At 56.5% G+C, this 21,055-nt stretch carries 17 protein-coding genes and 1 pseudogene; 16 read left to right on the forward strand and 2 right to left on the reverse strand.

The window, feature by feature from the left end:
* Positions 1-27: 27 nt before the first annotated feature.
* The 4 genes from QRN70_RS10305 (at position 28) to QRN70_RS10320 (ending at position 6,109) form a co-directional block, all read left to right on the forward strand.
* Positions 28-543: an Hcp family type VI secretion system effector gene (locus QRN70_RS10305; protein ID WP_047601845.1), complete on the forward strand. Its 516-nt coding sequence runs from the start codon at positions 28-30 to the stop codon at positions 541-543.
* Positions 544-674: 131 nt separating this feature from the next.
* Positions 675-2,750, forward strand: a complete 2,076-nt coding sequence (locus QRN70_RS10310; protein ID WP_285417458.1) for a type VI secretion system Vgr family protein — start codon at positions 675-677, stop codon at positions 2,748-2,750.
* Entirely contained in the window at positions 2,747-3,580 is an 834-nt protein-coding gene (locus tag QRN70_RS10315; RefSeq protein ID WP_285417460.1) for a DUF4123 domain-containing protein, read from the forward strand. The genes QRN70_RS10310 and QRN70_RS10315 overlap by 4 nt, the downstream gene beginning before the upstream one ends.
* A gap of 18 nt (positions 3,581-3,598) precedes the next feature.
* Positions 3,599-6,109: a muramidase family protein gene (locus tag QRN70_RS10320; RefSeq protein WP_285417461.1), complete on the forward strand. Its 2,511-nt coding sequence runs from the start codon at positions 3,599-3,601 to the stop codon at positions 6,107-6,109.
* 81 nt (positions 6,110-6,190) lie between these two features.
* Here QRN70_RS10320 and QRN70_RS10325 read toward each other — a convergent pair whose 3' ends face one another.
* A complete protein-coding gene (locus QRN70_RS10325; RefSeq protein WP_285417462.1) occupies positions 6,191-7,183 on the reverse strand; it encodes a formylglycine-generating enzyme family protein in 993 nt (330 codons plus the stop codon).
* Positions 7,184-7,298: 115 nt separating this feature from the next.
* Between QRN70_RS10325 and QRN70_RS27765 the strand changes: the two are divergent.
* From QRN70_RS27765 to QRN70_RS10345, 5 genes and pseudogenes are all read left to right on the forward strand, one after another.
* A pseudogene (locus QRN70_RS27765) lies at positions 7,299-7,487 on the forward strand (hypothetical protein); the annotation flags it as partial.
* A gap of 89 nt (positions 7,488-7,576) precedes the next feature.
* Complete coding sequence (locus QRN70_RS10330) at positions 7,577-8,617, forward strand: hypothetical protein (RefSeq protein ID WP_285417463.1); 1,041 nt, start codon at positions 7,577-7,579, stop codon at positions 8,615-8,617.
* A 251-nt stretch (positions 8,618-8,868) separates the two neighbouring features.
* Positions 8,869-9,906: a hypothetical protein gene (locus QRN70_RS10335; RefSeq protein WP_285417464.1), complete on the forward strand. Its 1,038-nt coding sequence runs from the start codon at positions 8,869-8,871 to the stop codon at positions 9,904-9,906.
* 34 nt (positions 9,907-9,940) lie between these two features.
* Positions 9,941-11,017 carry a hypothetical protein gene (locus QRN70_RS10340; RefSeq protein ID WP_285417465.1) on the forward strand — a complete coding sequence of 359 codons (1,077 nt, stop codon included), beginning with the start codon at positions 9,941-9,943 and terminating at the stop codon, positions 11,015-11,017.
* A gap of 157 nt (positions 11,018-11,174) precedes the next feature.
* Positions 11,175-11,513 carry a hypothetical protein gene (locus QRN70_RS10345; RefSeq protein WP_285417466.1) on the forward strand — a complete coding sequence of 113 codons (339 nt, stop codon included), beginning with the start codon at positions 11,175-11,177 and terminating at the stop codon, positions 11,511-11,513.
* Positions 11,514-11,738: 225 nt separating this feature from the next.
* On the opposite strand, the gene QRN70_RS10350 is transcribed toward QRN70_RS10345, so the two are convergent.
* A complete protein-coding gene (locus tag QRN70_RS10350; RefSeq protein ID WP_285417467.1) occupies positions 11,739-12,461 on the reverse strand; it encodes a tellurite resistance TerB family protein in 723 nt (240 codons plus the stop codon).
* Positions 12,462-12,638: 177 nt separating this feature from the next.
* On the opposite strand from QRN70_RS10350, the gene QRN70_RS10355 reads away from it, so the two are divergent.
* From QRN70_RS10355 to QRN70_RS10385, 7 genes are all read left to right on the forward strand, one after another.
* Positions 12,639-13,553, forward strand: a complete 915-nt coding sequence (locus tag QRN70_RS10355; RefSeq protein WP_285417469.1) for a LysR family transcriptional regulator — start codon at positions 12,639-12,641, stop codon at positions 13,551-13,553.
* A 130-nt stretch (positions 13,554-13,683) separates the two neighbouring features.
* Positions 13,684-15,141, forward strand: a complete 1,458-nt coding sequence (locus QRN70_RS10360) for a gamma-aminobutyraldehyde dehydrogenase (RefSeq protein WP_285418074.1) — start codon at positions 13,684-13,686, stop codon at positions 15,139-15,141.
* Between the two features lie 83 nt (positions 15,142-15,224).
* Positions 15,225-16,376, forward strand: a complete 1,152-nt coding sequence (ydcS, locus tag QRN70_RS10365; RefSeq protein ID WP_285417471.1) for a putative ABC transporter substrate-binding protein YdcS — start codon at positions 15,225-15,227, stop codon at positions 16,374-16,376.
* Positions 16,377-16,595: 219 nt separating this feature from the next.
* Positions 16,596-17,633, forward strand: coding sequence for an ABC transporter ATP-binding protein (locus QRN70_RS10370; protein WP_285417472.1), 1,038 nt, complete (start codon positions 16,596-16,598; stop codon positions 17,631-17,633).
* Position 17,634: 1 nt separating this feature from the next.
* A complete protein-coding gene (locus QRN70_RS10375; RefSeq protein ID WP_285417474.1) occupies positions 17,635-18,582 on the forward strand; it encodes an ABC transporter permease in 948 nt (315 codons plus the stop codon).
* Entirely contained in the window at positions 18,572-19,381 is an 810-nt protein-coding gene (locus QRN70_RS10380) for an ABC transporter permease (protein ID WP_285417476.1), read from the forward strand. The genes QRN70_RS10375 and QRN70_RS10380 overlap by 11 nt, the downstream gene beginning before the upstream one ends.
* A gap of 166 nt (positions 19,382-19,547) precedes the next feature.
* The gene (locus QRN70_RS10385; protein WP_285417477.1) at positions 19,548-20,972 is read left to right on the forward strand and encodes a gamma-aminobutyraldehyde dehydrogenase; all 1,425 of its coding nucleotides are present in this window, start codon (positions 19,548-19,550) and stop codon (positions 20,970-20,972) included.
* Positions 20,973-21,055: the final 83 nt, after the last annotated feature.

Raw genomic sequence — 21,055 nt, forward strand, 5'->3', positions numbered from 1 at the left:
TAAATTTATCCGCAAGGAGAGCACCCCATGGCAACACCAGCGTACATGTCGGTTACCGGCGAAAAACAAGGCCTGATCACTGCCGGCGCCTTCACCGCCGACTCCGTTGGCAACACCTACCAGGAAGGTCACGAAGACCAGGTCATGGTTCAGGCGTTCAGCCACGACGTGATCATCCCGCGTGACCCGCAATCCGGTCAGCCAACCGGTCAGCGTGTACACAAGCCAGTTGTGATCACCAAGGTCTACGACAAGGCTTCGCCTCTGCTGCAAGCTGCTCTGACCTCCGGCGAGCGCATGAGCGAAATCGTTATCCAGTGGTACCGTACTTCGGCTCAAGGTACTCAAGAGCACTACTACACCACCAAACTGGAAGACGCGATCATCGTCGCCATCAACAACAAGATGCACAACTGCCAGGATCCAGGCAACTCGCACTTCACCCACCTGGAAGAAGTGCAGTTCACCTACCGCAAGATCACCTGGACCCACGAAGTATCCGGTACTTCGGGTTCCGATGACTGGCGTGCTCCAGTCGTTTAATTACGGCTGATCGTTTCAAGCATCGACCAGCCCTGCTGGTCGATGTCGTTTGAGCCCTTCCAGAATTTTCGCGTCCGCAAGCTCCCGCCCGGGTGTAGGCGTTCGCCGCTGCACAGCACGAGGAACAAGGGATGTTCGCGCCGGCCAATGAAACCCACTTTGCCCTGACTATCGAGGGCCTTTCCAGCGACTTCCAGGTGTTATACCTGCAAGGCCGGGAAGCCATCAGCCAGCCTTTTGTCTTCGAGGTGGAGCTGGTCAGTGAGCAGCCGTCGCTGGATCTCGAAACCCTGCTGCACAAACCGGCCTTCCTCCAGCTTTCGCCCGATGGCAAAGGCATCCACGGCCTGATCTACCGCGCCGCGCAAGGCGATTCCGGCAAGCGTCTGACCCGCTACGCCGTGACCCTGCGCCCGCAATTGTCGTACCTGGCGCACCGCGTCAACCAACGCATCTTCCAGAACCTCAACGTGCCGAAGATCATCGGCCAGGTCCTGGAAGAGCACGGCATCCAAGGCAATGCCTACGAATTCAAGACAGGTTCGATCTATCCCGAGCGCATCTACTGCGTGCAATACGACGAGTCGGACCTGCATTTCATCCAGCGCCTGTGCGAGGAAGAAGGGATTCACTTCCACTTCCAGCACAGCGCCACGGCGCACAAACTGGTGTTCGGCGACGACCAGACCGTGTTCCCGAAACTGGCCCCGGTGGCCTATCAGCAAGACTCCGGCATGGTCGCCAGCAACCCGGTGATCAAGCGTTTCGACCTGCGCCTGGAAACCCGCACCAGCCGCACCACCCGCCGTGACTACGACTTCGAAAAACCACGCATCACCCTCGAAAGCGAAAACCGTGGCGACGCCCTGCCCGACCTCGAAGACTACGACTATCCGGGCCGCTTCATCGACCGCGAGCGCGGCAAGCACCTGGCCAAACGGGCCCTCGAACGGCACCGCAGCGACTTCCAGCTCGCCGAGGGCAAGAGCGATCAGCCGCTGCTGGTCAGCGGCCATTTCCTCGCCCTGACCGAGCACCCGAAAGCCAAGTGGAATGACCTGTGGCTGCTCACCGAAGTCCTCCACGAAGGCAAGCAGCCGCAAGTGCTGGAAGAGTCGGTGACCAGCGACACCACGGCGTTGAAAGACGATTTCCACCAGGGCTATCGCAACCGCTTCCAGGCGACCCCGTGGGACGTGCCCAACCGCCCGCCCCTGCGCCACCCGAAACCGCGCATCCTCGGCAGCCAGAGCGCCGTGGTCACCGGCCCCAAAGGCGAAGAAATCCACTGCGACGAGTACGGCCGGGTCAAGGTGCAATTCCACTGGGACCGCGAAGGCCAGGCCGACGACAAGACCAGTTGCTGGCTGCGCGTGTCATCCGCCTGGGCCGGCGCCCAGTACGGCGGCATCGCCATTCCGCGGATTGGCATGGAAGTGCTGGTCACCTTCCTTGAGGGCGATCCCGATCAGCCGCTGATCAGCGGCTGCCTGTACCACAAGGAAAACACCGTCCCGTATGAGCTGCCGGCAAACAAGACCCGCAGCACCTTCAAGACCCTGAGCTCGATGGGGGGTGGCGGTTACAACGAGCTGCGCATCGAGGACAAGAAAGGTCAGGAGCAGATCTACCTGCACGCCCAGCGCGACTGGGACGAAAACGTCGAGCACGACCAGAAGATCCGCGTCGGCAACGAACGCCACGACACCGTCGAAAAGAACAGCTACACCGAATTCAAGGCCGAAGAGCACCACACCGTCTACGCCGACCGCAAAGTCGAAACCCGCGCCAACGACCACCTGACCGTGGGCGTCAACCAGCACATCAAGATCGGCACCGGCCAGTTCATCGACGCCGGCCAGGAAATCCACCTGAGCAGCGGGATGAAAGTGGTGCTGGAGGCTGGCGCCGAACTGACGTTGGTCGGTGGTGGCAGCTTCATCAAGATCGACGCCGGCGGCGTGACCATGAGCGGCCCGGTGATCAACATCAACTCAGGCGGCAGTCCCGGCAGCGGCACGGGTGCCGCCCCGCTGCTGCCCGGCGTGTTGAAACAGGCCGACGCCGACAAGGCGGGCCAGGTCGTCAAACCTTCATTGGCTTCATTCAAGGCACAGTCAAAAGCTGGTGTGTTGCTACCGACGCCATCGTGTCATCTGGATGCAAAAGGTTGCTGCCCCATTCACCAACCGGGTGCTTCAGCATGATCATTTCCATTGAATCACCCTTCAAACAGCCTGCATCAAAGGGCGTCATGTGCCTGATCCTCGATCGAAGTTGTGATCCGGACCTGTTGAGCCACTTGTATCAGGGTGAGGAGCAATCCCGGCCCAGTTGCATACCGCTGTTCACAGGAACGCCTTACGCAGATCTTCAGCCTGCCGGTCCCTACGCAGTCCTGTGCCCGGATAAATGTGCAGCCGCGGACTTCATCGGTGCCTTGCTGGAACAGGCAGACGGTGGATGTATTGCTTGGCTAAGCAACCCGGAGTCTCTGGACCAGGGCGTGGAGCATTGGCGCAGTTTGCTCACGGTGCGTACCGATGATGAACCGCAACAGATGATGCGCTTCTTCGACCCGCGCTGGCTGGAACCCTTGCTGTTGAGCCTCGACGAAGCCGAACGAGTGCAATTTCTCGGGCCGTTCAACAGCCTGGCCTGGCGCAACGAAATCGGCTGGCGATATTACGCGAAGGCGCCGCACAGTCCGGAAGCAGTGGTTCAGCAACCAGCATGGCTATATTTGAGCTCGCAACGTCAGACGTTGATAGAGCAGGGTCGGTTGAAAGTCATTGCCGCCCGATTTGCCGACGACTATCGCGACGCGTTACCGCCAGAGGACACCGTTGAATTCGTCCACCGACAACTGCTGGCTGGCCAGGATTTGGGGTACGCGCAAATGGCCGATCAGGAACGCTGGCTACGCCTGGCCATTACGCGTGGAGACACCTTCTGGGCACGCTCGCCCGACGCAGAACTGCTGGCCCGTGACGATATCGCGCTGGGCGACAAGCTGACCCAACTGGAAAGTCTGTAATCACAAGGACGACGAGCAATGAGCAACACCTACACCGTTAAGAGCGGCGACACTCTTGGCAGCATTGCAGCCGCGAACAAATGCTCCGTGGCAGATCTGCGGGCACTGAACCCGATCATTACTGACCCCAACCATATCAAGACCGGCTGGACATTGAAGCTGCCGGCCGCGTCGACCAAAGCCCTGCCGCCTCCCAAGCACGCAGAAAACCAGAGCACCACTGCCGTCAAGGGCGCCGTTGAGTGCAAGGATGAACTTGTCGAAGTTATCCATATCACCGGTGAGGAGCACTTCTACATACTGACGGAAAAGGAATCGAACGAGCTCAAGAAGCAGTCCGACCTCGTCAAAAAGTTGATGGATGAACTGCATCAAAATCTCGCCAGCGCGACCGAGGCCAGCAAATGCACCAAGAACAAGGATCCCCAAGCCTCTTGTTCTTGCACGAGTTGCGTCAAAGATAAATGGAACGCCAAGGCTGAAGAAGCCGGCCTGTTGCAGCGTTCCCCTCCTCCCGTGGAAAAACCTAAAACAATCATTGAGCGTAAGGAAGATCTGCAAGGCCAACTGGCGACCGTGCAAAAGGCTCGGGACTGGTATCAACGCTATACCCCGATGCCGGCCTTCGAGGGCAACTATCTGGAGACGAACTGGCGAGGCCTGCGAGATCAAAAAGTCGCCGAACTGAATGCCGAAATTCAATCCCTACGGACCCGCATCGCCGCGCAAGGAAAGGCTGAAGCCGGCGATAGTTCCACCAGTGCCAACGGTGCCGCACCAGACATCAAGCATGGCAAGGGAAAAGCCACTGATACACAGAAGGGAAAACAGGTAAAAACCGGCATCACAACGGTCGAATACATTTCCTTTCGCGACCCGACTCGACGTCACTACATCCCGATTCGTACTCGCCAGCAGTTCACCTGGAGCGTCAAAGTTCCTACTACAGTAATGCAGGGCAAACCGTTCGATAAAAACCTCGCCAAAGATCTGATCAAAGACATCAGGACGGCGGTCTCCGATGGCCGCAAAACCAGCCCTCTCGGCAGCCTCGAAGCCAAGCTCACCTCGTGGACGAGCAAGGACGACAACCTGCTCAATGCACTGCACAAAGAATGCTCCTGGTCCTCTAACGAAGCGGACTCGGCGCAATACGCGGTATCCGCCGAAGCCCACGCATTCCGTTTTGCCGCAACAGCCAGCGCCGGGATCAACAGTTGGGAACCGGGCAAAGGCAATATCGAACTTGGAGTCAAGGGCAGCGCCGCGATCTCATTGGCCGAAGGCTCCGTGGCGCTCAAGGGTTTTTTCCCTGATCAAGGTGGTTATGTGGTGCGCATGCCTTATCGCAATGCCGAGGGCAAGGAAGTCGTCAGCGATATCGGTGTCTTCCGACTCGAAGGCAAGGTGGAGCTGTCGTGTTTCCTCGGAGCAACAGCGCAAGGTCAGGCCGGTGTCAAGGCCCAGTACAAACCAAAGGAAGCGGAAGCCTCCGGCGCGACCGCGCTCCTGAGCACGCCAGACATTGCTGTCGACAAACGACGGGGCGGTAGCCTGGGCGTGAAGGGTAACGCTTTCGCCGGTGTACAAGGCGGCGGCACCGTAACCGGAACGTTGAAATGGCTTGATTCGACCAAACAAGGCGTCGGGAAGATCGTCGCAGGGCAGGCAAACGACAGCGGCAGTACGGACTGGTCTAGCTTGGTTGAAGTCAAAGCTGAAGGAAACGCGGCTCTGGGTATCGGGGCGGGATTTGATTTTGGTATAGAGGTCAGCGCGGACCGTTTGGCGATTAACTGTAAAGCCAGTCTGGTTTTTGGACCTGGAGCGGGTGGTGGTTTCGGTACGTCGGTGGACCTTGAGAAGATCGGTGATCTGATCTATGTGTTTTGCAATGCACTGTCTAAAGCAGACTTTCATTACCAGTTAGCGGTAACCAAAGACGCTTTTAATTATATGGCACAAGGACTTTTCAAGATCACGACGCAGCCTGGACAAATGGCGCAAGAAGTCTTTTCGAAGGGAGCAGAAAGTATGAGAGTTTGGTGGGCCGACAGAGAAGGAACTAAGCAGGAAGCAAAAAAGTTGGCGACATATTTAATTACAAATCAATCAGTTATAATAAACAAAAAGAAAATCACACTCGACAAACTACCGCCAGAAACGATTGGCCCCATGGTATATTTATTAACGGAAAGCTTTGTAGAAAGCTGGGCGGAAGATCAGGAAAAAGCAGTCGTTCTGTTATTGTCACATCTACGTAGCTGGCGGCATTTCATCGAGGTTTTAGAACACTGCTCAAAGGATGGCAGCAAGGTAAACTCTATAAATAGCCTAAACCGTTTAAACATGCTTCTTGACGGAGCGGAGCAACAGCAATTTAATAGCTTTATTAAAACTTTAGCCGTGAACACCGATGCAATGGCGCGTCATTACGGAACTCTTGCATGGAACCCCGGTCCTTCTTGGCGAAAAGAAAGAACGCTTCTCGCGGCAAAACGCAGTGATCACTTCACAGGCCTTGTTTAAGCAAGGCGCCATGGGCGCCTTATAACATCCGAATGACAAACTGACTTAGAGATGGGTAAATAAAAACGTCAATTCTCAGATCTATAACTTTCGATCTGACTGGATAGAACAACGAAAACTTGTCCCCCCCGAGAATCGATCGCTTGAAGGCTCTACCGCCCATCGACGGACAAGCGGTGCGGAAGATAATGGCGCATCCAAAACTGTTGAACCTCGTCTAATTTTTTTAATACCAGTAGTTGGCCCTTTGGGGTTTTCTGAAGGGGAGTTTTCATAATAGTGCTCGCTGTACCAGTCGTTCACCCAGTCAGTCGAATTCCCAGCTAGCCCGTAAATACCTAGCGGATTCGGAGCAAATCTATTCATTGGAAAATTATTCCCCTCATCATCAAGTGGAAAATTTTTCCCATAATTAAGACTGCCGCTATCAGTTGGAAAAAGTATATGCTGTCCTCTATTTCGAGCCGCGTACTCCCACTGTGCCTCTGAAGGTAATTCAACAGGATATCCGCTTAAATCAGCGAGCCAATCACAATAGTCTTTTGCCTGCTGCCAACTCTGAGTCGGCGCTGGCAAGTCTGGTTGATAGCGAAACTTCAAGTCTTCACGCTTGCGTTTTTCAGCGTCAAAAGGAGGTATACCTTTTACAGAAAAAAACAAATCAAATTCACCCAGTGCAACTTGGAACTTTGAGAGATAGTAAGAAGCTAGCGTTACAGTATGAACAAAATCATCATCACTATTACGACTTATATTACAAAGTTGTTCGGGCTCCTGCCCACAAGGCCAAGTGCAAACATCTTTCTCGTCATATTCACAAATCCAGCCGAAGTCACCCATATCAAATTGGCCACCTTCGACAAACACCATATTGTCGATCGATGTCACAACCGTGTTGAGCACCTTGTCGCGCATCTCATTTGAAAGATCGGGGTATTTCGCTTTGATCGTCGCTGCAATCGAGGCGACTTTTTCCGCGGACAGGCTCTTGCTGCTAGGCAATGAGCCCGACTGAGCCTCACAACCTAGCAGCAGCGCGATGAAAGGAAGGGCAAGAACAGTCTGACGTAACACGAGCAATATCCTTATAAAGTGCATCAAAGGGCAAACCTTAGCATCCCATGGCCAGACTACAAAATGCATCACCCTCCACAGCAGCGACTTCCAGCTTCGTCGCACTGACCGAGCCCCCAAGCCTAAATGGAAGGAACTGTGGCTACTCACCTAAGTCCTGCATGGATGCAAACAGCCACAAATGATGGAAGATCCGGTGACCAGAGACACCACGGCGTTGAAAGACGATTTCCACCAAAGCTATCGCAACCGCTTCCGGGCGACCCCGTGGGACGTGCCCAACCGCCCAATAAATCTGTCACCTTTTCTACAACAAACCGCTTAAGGGCAAGCTCTCAGTCAAACCTAGTAAAACCCCGTTAAAATGGACTTATATTAAAATGGAGACTTTAAGTGCCTAATAAAAAATACCAACGTCTACCTCATGCGGGCGACTTTGAAAAAGAAAATGGCATGGAAATAGTGTATCTATCTCCAAAACCGATACCAACGGGCCTACCGGCGATTAGCTCTCGGCAACTACATCGCAACGCCAACACTACCTTCATGGACTATTCGATAGGACAAGGGAATTTCGAGTTCATGGCACGAATCGGCATTGGTTCGATAATATTAATAATTACTACCCTATTACTATTCTCGGCTTTTGCATCTTGGATCAGAAGGCACTCAGAACCGTTCCTTAGTGCCTGGGCAAGCTTTTTTTTCAACCCTGTTATATGGCTCATCATTCTTTCGATAGCCGCACTTTATCTTTATCACTTCACAAAGCTAGCTAATGAAATTTCCTCAATTCCACCTCTCCGCTTTAACCGAGAGCGGCGCGAAGTTGTTTACGTTGCTAAGAAGGGAAAAAAACCCATTTATATCCCATGGGAAAGTGTCATAGCTTGCGTATCCACGGGAAAATTAATAACTCAATACGCCGTCACTCCGGAGCACAAACTCATGATAGGTTTGCGCGACTCATCTAACGGAGAAATCCTATGGAATGTCATACCATGTGGCAGCTCAAGTTTGGCAATATCAGAATGGGAGAGTATTAGAGCATACATGGAGCACGGCATAACCGGCCTTCCAATCAACCATGATAACGAACTTGAAGAAGGGACTGTTGAATTCTTCCACTTATGTCGCGAGAATTATCGCGAAGAACATTCACTAATCGGTTACATCTGGGGCTTCCTCACAATCCAATTCTTTAGTGGCTGGACCTTACCATGCTACATATCCGAATGGATCAACAACCGACCTAAAGCAATTTTCCCGAGAGATGTATTAGAGTGGTCGAAACCCATTCCCGCAGACGACCACATAAAATCAAGCACCGAACTAATCGCCGAAAGTGAAGAGATTCACGAATACTTCGCAAGAGGACAAACCATTTTTGATTATTTTTCGGAAAAGTCTTCTGAAGGAAAGGTGACAAGGTGACAAGGTGACAGATTTAATTGATAAAAATAGATTTACTTCCTTTTTCTATTCACCTTTTTCTCCTTTTTTTTGGAGGCGCCGTATATGGGTACAACCGGACATTGCCAACTTGTCATTAAAAGCCAACAACAAATACCTCTTTTATGCTATATAATTTCAAATTTCCGGTAACAAACAGCCTATCAAAGGTGACTCTTCAATAAAACTTCGTTCCCCACTAAAGTTGGCGGAGACCATGCCGGAGAACCTATATGTCTGAAGACAAGTACAACAGACTACCGCAAGCCGGAGACTTTGAAAGAAAAGACGGTGTCGATTTCATTTATCTATCTCCACGACCTGTCCCTACCGGTCTACCTCCGTTCAGCACTCGCCAGCTACATCGAGAGGCCAATGACACATATCTGGATTTCGCAATAGGTCGTGGCAACTTCGAATTCATGTCGAGAGTTGGAATCGGAGTTGTGATGTTTTTTATCACATTTCTCTTTCTTGCTACCGGATACTTGTCTTGGCTTAGAAGGAACTTTGAGCCTTTCCTTTCAAGCTGGTGGGAGTTCTTCACAGGCCCAGTAGTTTGGACGATTGTTTTATCTCTGTCGGCGTTATACAGCATAGTTTTCTACCTATCAGTTCGCCAGATCATCGTCCACCCCCCCATCCGCTTTAACCGTGAGCGCAGGGAAGTAGCCTTTGTGCCGAGTAGGGGAAGTGCGCCAAGATATGTGGCATGGGAAAAAACCATCGCATGCGTTACCTCCGGGCAGTTAATCACTCAATATGCGGTGATGCCGGAATTCAAGCTTATGATCGGTCTATTCGACGACAACACGGGCGACATACTTTGGTCATCCGTCTCGAGCGGCAACTTAGGTTCGGCCATCTCTGAATGGGAAGCCATACGTGCATATATGGAAGAAGGCCCATCTGTTTTACCACCGCAACATACGGATGAGCTCGAAGAAGGTAGCGTTGCATTTTTTCACTTATGTCGCCGAACTTACCGAAAAGAACACTCCTATCTACGCTACCTCTGGGGCTTTGTAACAATCCAGTTTTTCAGTGGATGGACGTTGCCCTGCTACATTTCTGGTTGGGTCAATAAGCGACCAAAAGCGGGTTTTCCAAAAGAAGTTCTAGATTGGTCAAAGCCTATACCAGCTACCGAGCATAGAAAGCCCAGTCAAGAGTTGATTGAGGAAAGCCTGGAGATTCGCAAGTGCTTTGCAAAGGGTCAAAACATTCTAGACTATTTTAAAGTTAAATCCCCTCAACCAGAACAATCATAAAACACAAGCAAAGAGGGAGGGGACAGATTACTCAATGATCAATCCTCTCTCATTGCAACGAAAAAGGTGGCATATTTATTTTCTACAAAGATATTTCTTGTCCCTTTCCCGACCTTTACCCCCCACATCACCATTTCCGCCAACTTTTGGATCGACTATGTTATCGCCAATAAAATATCTTCTTGCATTGGCACTGCTACTAACCGGGTGCAAAGAAGATTTCGCCACATTACATTTCCCAGAAAGTGTTAAATCGGATCCAGCCTCTGGGCCCCAGTACACGGATACACTGGTGCATGAGAAATACAAAAAATTGATAGCCGATGCGGTTTCAGCAAAGGGAATCGATCCAGACGCGATAGTACTGGAGCGAGTTAAAGACCAGGACAAGTTGATCCTCCTGCGCCTGACTGATAGTTCGCTCAGTGATGACCAGCGATTGACGCTTCGCTCGCTATTTGATGAAGTCATTCAGTCTCGCGAGAAGAGTTCTCTGAGACTCAGCCTTGATTTTGAAGAGGAAAAAGGTGACTCACCTGACCGAGAGCAAGCCAGAACCATTGATCTCGCCATTGATGTGCACCCAAAAATCGAATTTACCAGCAGATTAGCTGGCCTATGGGGAGACGGGTTTGATCACATGGCTAGCGCTTTCAAATACGGTATCGCGGATGAGGTTAAATGCCAGCTGTCGGCAGATCTTGTACCCAACCCTGCCTTGCGAATCACAGCCTATGAACCGAGCTCAACACCCTCTGAAAGCGCATCAGCGACACTGTTGACTGACACTGGACGCCCCGCAAAGGTGAACATTCAATGGCGCTTTCAGGATCCGGCTTTGACAAAAGCGGTTCATAGCGGTTGGGTCAATATTCTACCGTCGACGTCTAGCACCAATCGTGAAAAACGCACAACGTGGCTGGAAGTCGATCAAATAGCACTTGAGTTTGGCTCTATAGGAGAGCGAACGATACATCCTGGACAAATTGGTCGTACGGATCACAGCACAATGGAAATGCTTTGTTCGAAAAAAGGCGAAGCGCTCGGGCGACCGTTTTCATTCTATCTTGGGGATAGCTTGGATCGTTTGAGTCATATTGAGTACCTATAATAGAGAACAGATATAGAAATGGTCACCTTTTCCCCTTTCTCCAGCCACCCTTTCCCCAATACTTTTCGAATTTAAAAATCAGATTCCTCTTTGGTGGCAATATCGAGTGACACCACTAACACACTCCGGGACCATCTACCAATAAAGATAGAACTTGATGACCAACAAAAAGAAAAACCAAAATTTTGACATTACCGGTGAGCGAGCGGCCGCTGGAAGTACGGTTGCGTTTCCGACAGGGAAAGTATTATTTCTTTCTCCACTACCGTTCCCCACCGGGCAGCCTCCACTTGATTTCAATGGAAGCATTTTGGAAAAAAATGAAACTTACTTAGACCTTGGAACTACAAACTCAGGGAAAATATTCCCAGCACAGGTAATGATCACCAACATCATGTTAGTTATTTTATTCTTCTTTGTTTTTACTCCTTTCATAGCTGGCACAACGGCTTGGGGAAACCCGTACGACGTTATCTGGATAATCGACACAGCATGAAAGCCATGCGCGAGACAAATAATGAGTGGTCCAACCTATACAAGAACGTCAATGGGCGCACCCAAGCTCCGAATTAAATGATAAAACCTCCAAAATTTAAAAGATTTTTCTCTGGGACAAGATTTCATGACTTTCTTCAAGTCAGCCATGAAAGATTAACTCAATACAATTTGAGAAAGATGGTGGGAGCAAGCCTCTCCCACCACAGAATCATAAATAACACTTCTACACCAACGCCACCCTCACCTGCCTCTCCAACTCCATCTTCAACCCCGGCTCCAGCTTCAACTGCCGCGCCAGTTCATCCAGATAGCTCTTCTCCATGAAGTTCTCCTCATCGACCATCATCACGCTCGCGACGTACATCTCCGCGGCCATCTCCGGCGTGCTGGCCGCGCGGGCGACGTCGGTGGGGTCCAGGGGCTTGTTGAGCTCGGCGTGAAGCCAGTGATTGAGTTCCTGATCGTTGTCGAGCTTGGTGAATTCACCTTCGATCAGTTGGCGTTCGCGGTCGTCGATATGACCGTCAGCCTTGGCGGCGGCGACCAGGGCTTTGAGGATGGCCTGGCTGTGTTGTTCGACTTGCGCCGGCGGCAGGCGATCCAGGGTTTGCGGTTCGCTCTGCGGGGCGGTGCCTTTCTGGGCGTTCCAGTTGCCGTAGGCTTTGTAGGCGATCACGCCCAGTGCGGCGAGGCCGCCATAGAGGGCGACTTTACCGCCCACCTTGCGGACCTTCTTGTTACCCAGCAGCAGACCCATGGCGCCGGCCGCCAGGGCACCGCCGCCGGCACCGGAGAGCAGGCTGCCGAGGCCGTTGGCGCCGGAAGCGCCGCCCAGCAAACCGCCGAGCCCACCGCCAGCCGGTTTGTTTTGCGCCCCGCCAGCCTTGTTTTGCAGCATTTCCTGGCCGGACTTGAGCAGTTGATCGAGCAATCCACGGGTGTTCATGTTCCGCCTCCAAAACAGGGGTTATCCGGATCAGTAAGGCCCTCAGCCTAGTTCGAAAGTGCCCCGCCTCTGCTTGCGAGTGTGCTTCCAGATGTTGCTCCGCCTGCAGCAGCCCTTCGTGAAAATAGATATACACTCAGGCCAATCTATAAAAACCGCCCACCGGGTACCCTCCTCATGATGACCCTGCGTCAGATCCGCCACTTCATCGCGGTGGCCGAGACCGGCTCGATTTCCGCCGCCGCGCAAACCGCGTTTATTTCCCAATCGACCCTGACCCTCGCCATTCAGCAACTGGAAGAGGAAATCGGCGTCAGCCTGTTCAGCCGCCACGCCAAGGGCATGACCCTGACCCATCAGGGCCATCAGTTCCTGCGCCAGGCGCACCTGATTCTCGCCACCGTGGATAACGCCAAGCGCAGCCTGCAACAGAGCACCGATCAGGTCGCCGGGCAACTGATCGTCGGCGTGACCAGCCTGGTGGCCGGTTATTACCTGGCGGATCTGCTCACGCGTTTTCAACGCGCCTACCCCAATGTCGAGATCCGGGTAATGGAGGACGAGCGGCCCTACATCGAGCATCTGCTGGTCAGCGGCGAGATCGATGTCGGCGTGCTGATCCTGTCCAACCTCGAAGATCGCCACGCCTTGCAAACCGAAGTGCTGACCCATTCACCGCATCGTCTGTGGCTGCCGGCCCAGCATCCGCTGCTGGAACACGACAGCATCAACCTCGCCGACGTCGCTCGCGAGCCGCTGATTCAACTGAACGTCGACGAAATGGATCGCAACGCCCAAAGACTTTGGCGCGGCGCCGGGCTGCAACCGAAAATCACCCTGCGCACCGCCTCTACCGAAGCGGTGCGAAGCCTCGTCGCAGCAGGTCTGGGTGTATCAATCCAGCCGGACATGACTTACCGCCCATGGTCGCTCGAAGGCGACATCATCGAAGCGCGGCCGATTGCCGACCTCAGCCAGACCCTGGATGTCGGCCTAGCGTGGCGGCGAGGCACGGCGCGACCGGCGCTGGTCGACCCCTTCCTGACCGTCGCACGCGAGCAGCCGCACGGCGGACGCAAGCCATCTATTTAATCGAATGCCACCTTCAGTATTTAGAATTTGTCGACCTCGGAGCCGCACACTAGTCTTGCTGCATCTATAAGACGGTCGGCTCCCGGTCACGGGAGCGACAATGACCACACAAGAAAAGAGATCGAGGAAAATGGCTGGCGTGCAGACCCCGATGTGTACCGCGTTGTTGATCGACGGCGAACTGGTCGCCGGGCAAGGTTTCGTCGAACCGATCCTCAACCCGGCCACCGGTGAGGTCCTCACCCACATCGCCGAGGCCAGCACCGAGCAAGTCGAAGCCGCCATTCTCGCTGCCCACCACGCCTTCGCCGAATGGTCGCGCACCACGCCGCAACAACGCGCCAACCTGTTGCTCGACATCGCCAACGCCGTCGAGAAACACGCCGATTACCTCGCTCGCCTCGAAGCGCTGAACTGCGGCAAGCCGCTGCACCTGGCCCGCCAGGATGACCTCAGCGCGACGGTCGACGTGTTCCGCTTCTTTGCCGGCGCCGTGCGCTGCCAGACCGGCCAGCTCAGCGGCGAATACCTGCCGGGCTACACCAGCATGGTGCGCCGCGATCCGATTGGCGTGGTGGCGTCGATTGCGCCGTGGAACTACCCGATCATGATGGCCGCGTGGAAGATCGCCCCGGCCCTCGCCGCCGGCAACACGCTGGTATTCAAGCCCTCTGAACATACGCCGCTGTCGATCCTCGCCCTGGCGCCAGCACTCGCCGAGATCCTGCCGCGTGGGGTGATCAACATCATCTGCGGTGGCGGTGAAGGCGTCGGCAGCCATCTGGTCGGCCACGCCAAAGTGCGCATGGTCTCGCTGACCGGCGATATCGTCACCGGGCAGAAGATCCTCCAGGCCGCAGCGAAAACCCTCAAACGCACGCACCTGGAACTCGGCGGCAAAGCCCCAGTGATTGTTTGCAACGACGCGGATATTCAAGCGGTGGTCGACGGCGTGCGTACCTACGGTTACTACAACGCCGGGCAGGACTGCACCGCTGCTTGCCGGATCTACGCCCAGGCAGGCATTCACGACAAATTGGTCGCCGAACTCGGCGCGGCGGTCAGCAGCCTGCGCTTCGCTGGCAAGCGCGATGCCGACAACGAGATCGGCCCGCTCATCAGCACCCGCCAACGCGACCGCGTCGCCAGTTTCGTCGAACGCGCCCTCGGCCAGCCGCACATCGAACGCGTGACCGGCGCGGCAGTGCACTCCGGCGCCGGGTTCTTCTACCAGCCGACGTTGCTGGCCGGTTGCAAGCAGAGCGATGAAATCGTCCAGCGCGAAGTGTTCGGCCCGGTGGTCACCGTGACACGCTTCGACGAACTGGCGCAAGCGGTGGACTGGGCCAACGACTCCGAATACGGCCTCGCCTCGTCGGTGTGGACGCAGAATCTGGACAAGGCAATGCAGGTCGCCGCCCGCTTTCAGTACGGCTGCACCTGGATCAACAGCCATTTCATGCTGGTCAGCGAAATGCCCCACGGCGGGCTGAAACGTTCCGGATACGGCAAAGACTTATCCAGTGACTCGCTGCAGGACTACAGCGTGGTGCGGCACATCATGGCCCGGCATGGCCAGCATCTCTGACTACGCTAATAACAAGCCGCCAACGGCATGCTGCACCGCGTTCACAACTGCCCCGACCATAATTTAAAGAAGAGGGTTCAACCATGTTCGTGCACAAGACCGCACTGCTCAGTGCAATCACCACGGCGTTGCTGGCCAGCGCCAGCCTGCAAGCTGCCGAGCCGCTGAAGGCGGTCGGCGCCGGCGAGGGTCAGCTGGATATCGTGGCCTGGCCGGGCTACATCGAACGTGGCGAGAGCGACAAGGCCTACGACTGGGTGAGCGGTTTCGAGAAGGAAACCGGCTGCAAGGTCAACGTCAAGACCGCCGCGACCTCTGACGAGATGGTCAGCCTGATGGCCAAGGGTGGTTACGATCTGGTCACCGCTTCGGGCGATGCCTCGTTGCGCCTGATCGTCGGCAAGCGCGTGCAAGCGATCAACACCGCTTTGATCCCGAACTGGAAAACCCTCGATCCACGGCTGAAAGATGCGCCGTGGTACGAGGTCAACAATCAGACCTACGGCACCCCGTATCAGTGGGGCCCGAACGTGCTGATGTACAACACCAACGTGTTCAAGACGCCGCCGACCAGCTGGAACGTGCTGTTCGACGCGCAGAACCTCCCCGACGGCAAGCCGAACAAGGGCCGCGTGCAGGCCTACGACGGCCCGATCTACATCGCCGACGCGGCGCTGTACCTGAAGACCGCCAAACCTGAGCTGGGGATCAAGGATCCCTACCAACTGACCGAAGATCAGTACAAGGCGGTACTTGCGCTGTTGCGCCAGCAGCAGCCGTTGATCCACCGCTATTGGCACGACACCACGGTACAGATGAGCGACTTCAAGAACGAAGGCGTGGTGGCGTCGAGCGCGTGGCCGTATCAGGTCAACGGCCTGATCAACGAGAAACAGCCGATCGCCTCGACCATCCCGAAAGAAGGCGCTACCGGTTGGGCCGACACCACCATGCTGCACGCCGAGGCCAAGCACCCGAACTGCGCCTACAAGTGGATGGACTGGTCGCTGCAGCCGAAAGTCCAGGGTGACGTGGCGGCGTGGTTCGGTTCATTACCGGCGGTGCCAGCGGCGTGCAAGGAGAGCGAACTGCTCGGCGCCGAGGGCTGCAAGACCAACGGGTTCGATCAGTTCGACAAGATCGCCTTCTGGAAAACCCCGCAGGCCGAAGGCGGCAAATTCGTGCCGTACAGCCGCTGGACCCAGGACTACATCGCGATCATGGGCGGCAGGTAGTCATCACACAGCGATCGTTCCCACGTCGAGGCGTCGAACCGTCTGCGTGGGAATGCATCACCGGACGCTCCGCGTCCATGCGCCTGAGCTGACGCAGGGCGTCACGGACTGCATTCCCACGCAGACGGTTCGGCGTGGGAACGATCAACTCGAACACTGTTTTTCAGAAGTCCAGGCAGGGCCGCTGCGCCGGCCTTCGCCTTTTCGGAGCACCGCACCATGACGCTTGCAGTCCAGTTCAGCAACGTTTCCCGGCAGTTCGGCGAGGTGAAGGCCGTTGACCGGGTTTCCATCGATATCCAGGACGGCGAGTTCTTTTCCATGCTCGGTCCTTCCGGCTCGGGCAAGACCACGTGCCTGCGCCTGATCGCCGGGTTCGAACAACCGAGCGCCGGCTCGATCCGTATCCACGGCGCCGAAGCGGCCGGCCTGCCGCCGTATCAACGTGACGTCAACACCGTGTTTCAGGATTACGCGCTGTTCCCGCACATGAACGTGCTGGACAACGTTGCCTATGGCCTGAAGGTCAAAGGCGTGAACAAAAGTGAGCGCCACCAGCGCGCCGAAGAGGCGTTGGCCATGGTCGCGCTCGGCGGTTACGGCGCGCGCAAACCGGTGCAGCTGTCCGGTGGCCAGCGCCAGCGCGTCGCCCTCGCGCGCGCCTTGGTCAACCGCCCGCGGGTGCTGTTGCTCGACGAGCCGCTGGGCGCGCTCGACCTGAAACTGCGCGAGCAGATGCAGAGCGAATTGAAGAAGCTGCAACGCCAGCTCGGCATCACCTTCATCTTCGTCACCCACGACCAGACCGAGGCGCTGTCGATGTCCGACCGTGTGGCCGTGTTCAACAAGGGCCGCATCGAACAGGTCGACACACCACGCAACCTTTACATGCGGCCGAACACCACCTTCGTCGCCGAATTCGTCGGCACGTCGAACGTGATCCGTGGCGATCTGGCCCGTCAGCTCAGCGGCCATCCGCAGCCGTTTTCGATTCGTCCGGAGCATGTGCGGTTTGCTGATGGCCCCTTGGCCAGCCATGAAATCGAGGTCAGCGGCCTGCTCCACGACATCCAGTATCAGGGCAGCGCCACTCGCTACGAGCTGACCCTGGAAAACGGCCAGACCCTGAGCATCAGCCAGGCCAATAACCAGTGGCTCGACAGCAGCGCGCAGCACCAGACCGGTCAGCGCCTGAGCGCACGCTGGGCACGGGAAGCGATGATCCCGCTGCACGACACCGTGGCGAGCGGGGTGTGACATGAGCACGCTCGCCATGACCCGGACGCCGGCCGGCCGCTCGCCGCTGCGGCGCTTTTCCAACCTGCTCTACCGCAAGCCGAACCTGTACCTGTCGCTGTTGCTGGTGCCGCCGCTGCTGTGGTTCGGCGCGATCTATCTCGGCTCGCTGCTGGTGCTGCTGTGGCAGGGTTTCTACACCTTCGACGACTTCACCATGGCGGTCACGCCTGACCTGACCCTGGCCAACTTCGCCGCGCTGTTCCAGCCGTCGAACTTCGACATCATCCTGCGCACGCTGAGCATGGCGATTGTCGTGTCGATCGCCAGCGCCATCGTCGCGTTCCCGATTGCCTACTACATGGCGCGCTACACCACGGGCAAGACCAAGGCGTTTTTCTACATCGCGGTGATGCTGCCGATGTGGGCCAGCTACATCGTCAAGGCCTATGCCTGGACATTGCTGCTGGCCAAGGGCGGTGTGGCGCAATGGTTCGTCCAGCACCTGGGGCTGGAGCCGCTGCTGCAGTTCATCCTGGGGCTTCCCGGCGTGGGCGGCAGCACCTTGTCGACCTCGCACCTGGGGCGCTTTCTGGTGTTCGTCTACATCTGGCTGCCGTTCATGATCCTGCCGATCCAGGCCTCGCTGGAGCGTTTGCCACCGTCGCTGCTGCAGGCTTCCGCCGACCTCGGCGCCAAGCCGCGCCAGACCTTCATGCAGGTGATCCTGCCGCTGTCGGTGCCGGGGATTGCTGCCGGTTCGATCTTCACCTTCTCGCTGACCCTCGGCGACTTCATCGTGCCGCAACTGGTCGGCCCGCCGGGCTACTTCGTCGGCAGCATGGTCTACGCGCAGCAAGGTGCAATCGGCAACATGCCGATGGCCGCCGCGTTCACGCTGGTGCCGATCGTGCTGATCGCGGTTTACCTGTCCATCGTCAAACGTCTGGGGGCCTTCGATGCACTCTGAGAAAGCCTCCATTGGCTTGAAGATCGCAGCCTGGGGCGGGTTGGTGTTTCTGCACTTCCCGATCCTGATCATCTTCCTCTACGCCTTCAACACCGAGGAAGCCGCCTTCAGCTTTCCGCCGAAAGGCTTGACCCTGCACTGGTTCAGCGTGGCGTTTTCCCGGCCGGACGTGCTGGAAGCGATCAAGCTGTCGCTGCAGATTGCCGCGATCGCCACGCTGATCGCGATGGTGCTCGGCACGTTGGCTTCAGCCGCGTTGTATCGCCGCGACTTCTTCGGCAAACAGGGCATTTCGCTGATGCTGATCCTGCCGATCGCCCTGCCCGGGATCATCACCGGCATCGCGCTGCTGGCGACGTTCAAGACGCTGGGAATCGAACCCGGGATGTTCACCATCATCGTCGGCCACGCGACCTTCTGCGTGGTGATCGTCTACAACAACGTCATCGCCCGCCTGCGCCGCACCTCGCACAGTCTGATCGAGGCCTCGATGGACCTCGGTGCCGACGGTTGGCAGACCTTCCGCTACATCATCCTGCCCAACCTCGGCTCGGCGCTGCTGGCCGGCGGCATGCTGGCGTTTGCGCTGTCGTTCGATGAAATCATCGTCACCACCTTCACTGCCGGGCATGAGCGCACCTTGCCGCTGTGGCTGCTCAATCAACTGAGTCGCCCACGGGATGTGCCGGTGACCAACGTCGTAGCGATGCTGGTGATGCTGGTCACCATGCTGCCGATTCTCGGCGCGTATTACCTGACCCGGGGTGGCGAGAGTGTCGCCGGCAGTGGCGGAAAATGAATATCTGACAGACAGCAAAATTTCCCATTGGCAGCGAGCCTGCTCGCGAAGCGGCCGTCACATCCGACATTGATGGCGACTGACACAGCGCTTTCGCGAGCGGGCTCGCTCCCACAGGGTTCTCGATTCGGCCAGAACAATAAAAGCGTTAGAGAGGACGACAGACATGCAAACCAAACTCTTGATCAACGGCCATCTGGTCAATGGCGAAGGCCCGGCGCAACCGGTGCTCAACCCGGCGCTCGGCGCCGTGCTGGTGGAAATCAACGAGGCCAGCGAGGCCCAGGTCGATGCCGCCGTGCGCGCCGCCGACGCGGCGTTCGCCGAGTGGTCGCAGACCGCGCCGAAAGACCGTTCGCTGCTGCTGCTCAAGCTCGCCGACGCCATCGAAGCCCACGGCGAAGAACTGGCCAAACTGGAGTCGGACAACTGCGGCAAGCCCTACAGCGCCGCGCTGAACGACGAGATTCCGGCAATCGCCGACGTGTTCCGTTTCTTCGCCGGCGCCAGCCGCTGCATGAGCGGTTCGGCGGGCGGTGAATACTTGCCGGGCCACACTTCGATGATTCGCCGCGACCCGGTGGGCGTGATCGCGTCCATCGCGCCGTGGAACTACCCGTTGATGATGGTCGCCTGGAAAATCGCTCCGGCGCTGGCGGCAGGTAATACCGTGGTGCTCAAACCGTCGGAACAAACCCCGCTGACCGCGTTGCGCCTGGCCGAACTGGCGTCGGAAATTTTCCCGGCCGGTGTACTCAACCTGGTGTTCGGTCGTGGGCCTAGCGTGGGTAGCCCGTTGGTCACCCACCCGAAAGTGGGCATGGTGTCGCTGACCGGCTCCATCGCCACCGGTTCGAACATCATTTCCAGCACCGCCGACAGTGTCAAACGCATGCACATGGAGCTGGGTGGCAAGGCACCGGTGATCATCTTCGATGATGCCGATATCGATGCCGCCGTCGAAGGTATCCGCACCTTCGGTTTCTACAACGCCGGCCAGGACTGCACCGCCGCGTGCCGGATCTACGCGCAGCAGGGCATTTACGACAAGTTTGTCGAGAAACTCGGCGCGGCGGTCGGCAGCATCAAGTATGGCGTGCAGGACGATCCGGCCACCGAACTGGGGCCGCTGATCACCGCGCAGCACCGTGACCGTGTGGCCGGCTTCGTCGAGCGTGCCGTGGCCCAGCCGCACATCCGCCTGATCACGGGCGGCAAGGCCGTCGAGGGCAATGGCTTCTTCTTTGAACCGACGGTGCTGGCCGATGCCCAGCAGGACGACGAAATCGTCCGCCGCGAAGTGTTCGGGCCGGTGGTGTCGGTGACCAAGTTCACCGATGAAGCGCAGGCGCTGGAGTGGGCCAACGATTCCGACTACGGCCTCGCCTCCTCGGTGTGGACGGCGGATGTCGGCCGCGCCCATCGCCTGTCCGCGCGGTTGCAGTACGGCTGCACCTGGGTCAACACGCACTTCATGCTGGTCAGCGAAATGCCCCACGGTGGTCAGAAATTGTCCGGCTATGGCAAGGACATGTCCATGTACGGGCTGGAGGACTACACCACGGTGCGGCATGTGATGTTCAAACACTAAAAGCATCGCTGGCAAGCCAGCTCCCACTCAGCTCAGTGCAGCTCTTGTGGGAGCTGGCTTGCCAGCGAAGGCGTTACCTCGGT

The organism is Pseudomonas sp. efr-133-TYG-5, assembly GCF_030209175.1.
Lineage (GTDB): Bacteria > Pseudomonadota > Gammaproteobacteria > Pseudomonadales > Pseudomonadaceae > Aquipseudomonas.

Bases quoted from the DNA above. Each gene is read 5' to 3' on its own strand.
- QRN70_RS10305 (WP_047601845.1), top strand. From the start codon at position 28: ATGGCAACACCAGCGTACATGTCGGTTACCGGCGAAAAACAAGGCCTG.
- QRN70_RS10310 (WP_285417458.1), top strand. From the start codon at position 675: ATGTTCGCGCCGGCCAATGAAACCCACTTTGCCCTGACTATCGAGGGC.
- QRN70_RS10315 (WP_285417460.1), top strand. From the start codon at position 2,747: ATGATCATTTCCATTGAATCACCCTTCAAACAGCCTGCATCAAAGGGC.
- QRN70_RS10320 (WP_285417461.1), top strand. From the start codon at position 3,599: ATGAGCAACACCTACACCGTTAAGAGCGGCGACACTCTTGGCAGCATT.
- QRN70_RS10335 (WP_285417464.1), top strand. From the start codon at position 8,869: ATGTCTGAAGACAAGTACAACAGACTACCGCAAGCCGGAGACTTTGAA.
- QRN70_RS10340 (WP_285417465.1), top strand. From the start codon at position 9,941: ATGATCAATCCTCTCTCATTGCAACGAAAAAGGTGGCATATTTATTTT.
- QRN70_RS10345 (WP_285417466.1), top strand. From the start codon at position 11,175: ATGACCAACAAAAAGAAAAACCAAAATTTTGACATTACCGGTGAGCGA.
- QRN70_RS10350 (WP_285417467.1), bottom strand. From the start codon at position 12,461: ATGAACACCCGTGGATTGCTCGATCAACTGCTCAAGTCCGGCCAGGAA.
- QRN70_RS10355 (WP_285417469.1), top strand. From the start codon at position 12,639: ATGATGACCCTGCGTCAGATCCGCCACTTCATCGCGGTGGCCGAGACC.
- QRN70_RS10360 (WP_285418074.1), top strand. From the start codon at position 13,684: ATGGCTGGCGTGCAGACCCCGATGTGTACCGCGTTGTTGATCGACGGC.
- ydcS (WP_285417471.1), top strand. From the start codon at position 15,225: ATGTTCGTGCACAAGACCGCACTGCTCAGTGCAATCACCACGGCGTTG.
- QRN70_RS10370 (WP_285417472.1), top strand. From the start codon at position 16,596: ATGACGCTTGCAGTCCAGTTCAGCAACGTTTCCCGGCAGTTCGGCGAG.
- QRN70_RS10375 (WP_285417474.1), top strand. From the start codon at position 17,635: ATGAGCACGCTCGCCATGACCCGGACGCCGGCCGGCCGCTCGCCGCTG.
- QRN70_RS10380 (WP_285417476.1), top strand. From the start codon at position 18,572: ATGCACTCTGAGAAAGCCTCCATTGGCTTGAAGATCGCAGCCTGGGGC.
- QRN70_RS10385 (WP_285417477.1), top strand. From the start codon at position 19,548: ATGCAAACCAAACTCTTGATCAACGGCCATCTGGTCAATGGCGAAGGC.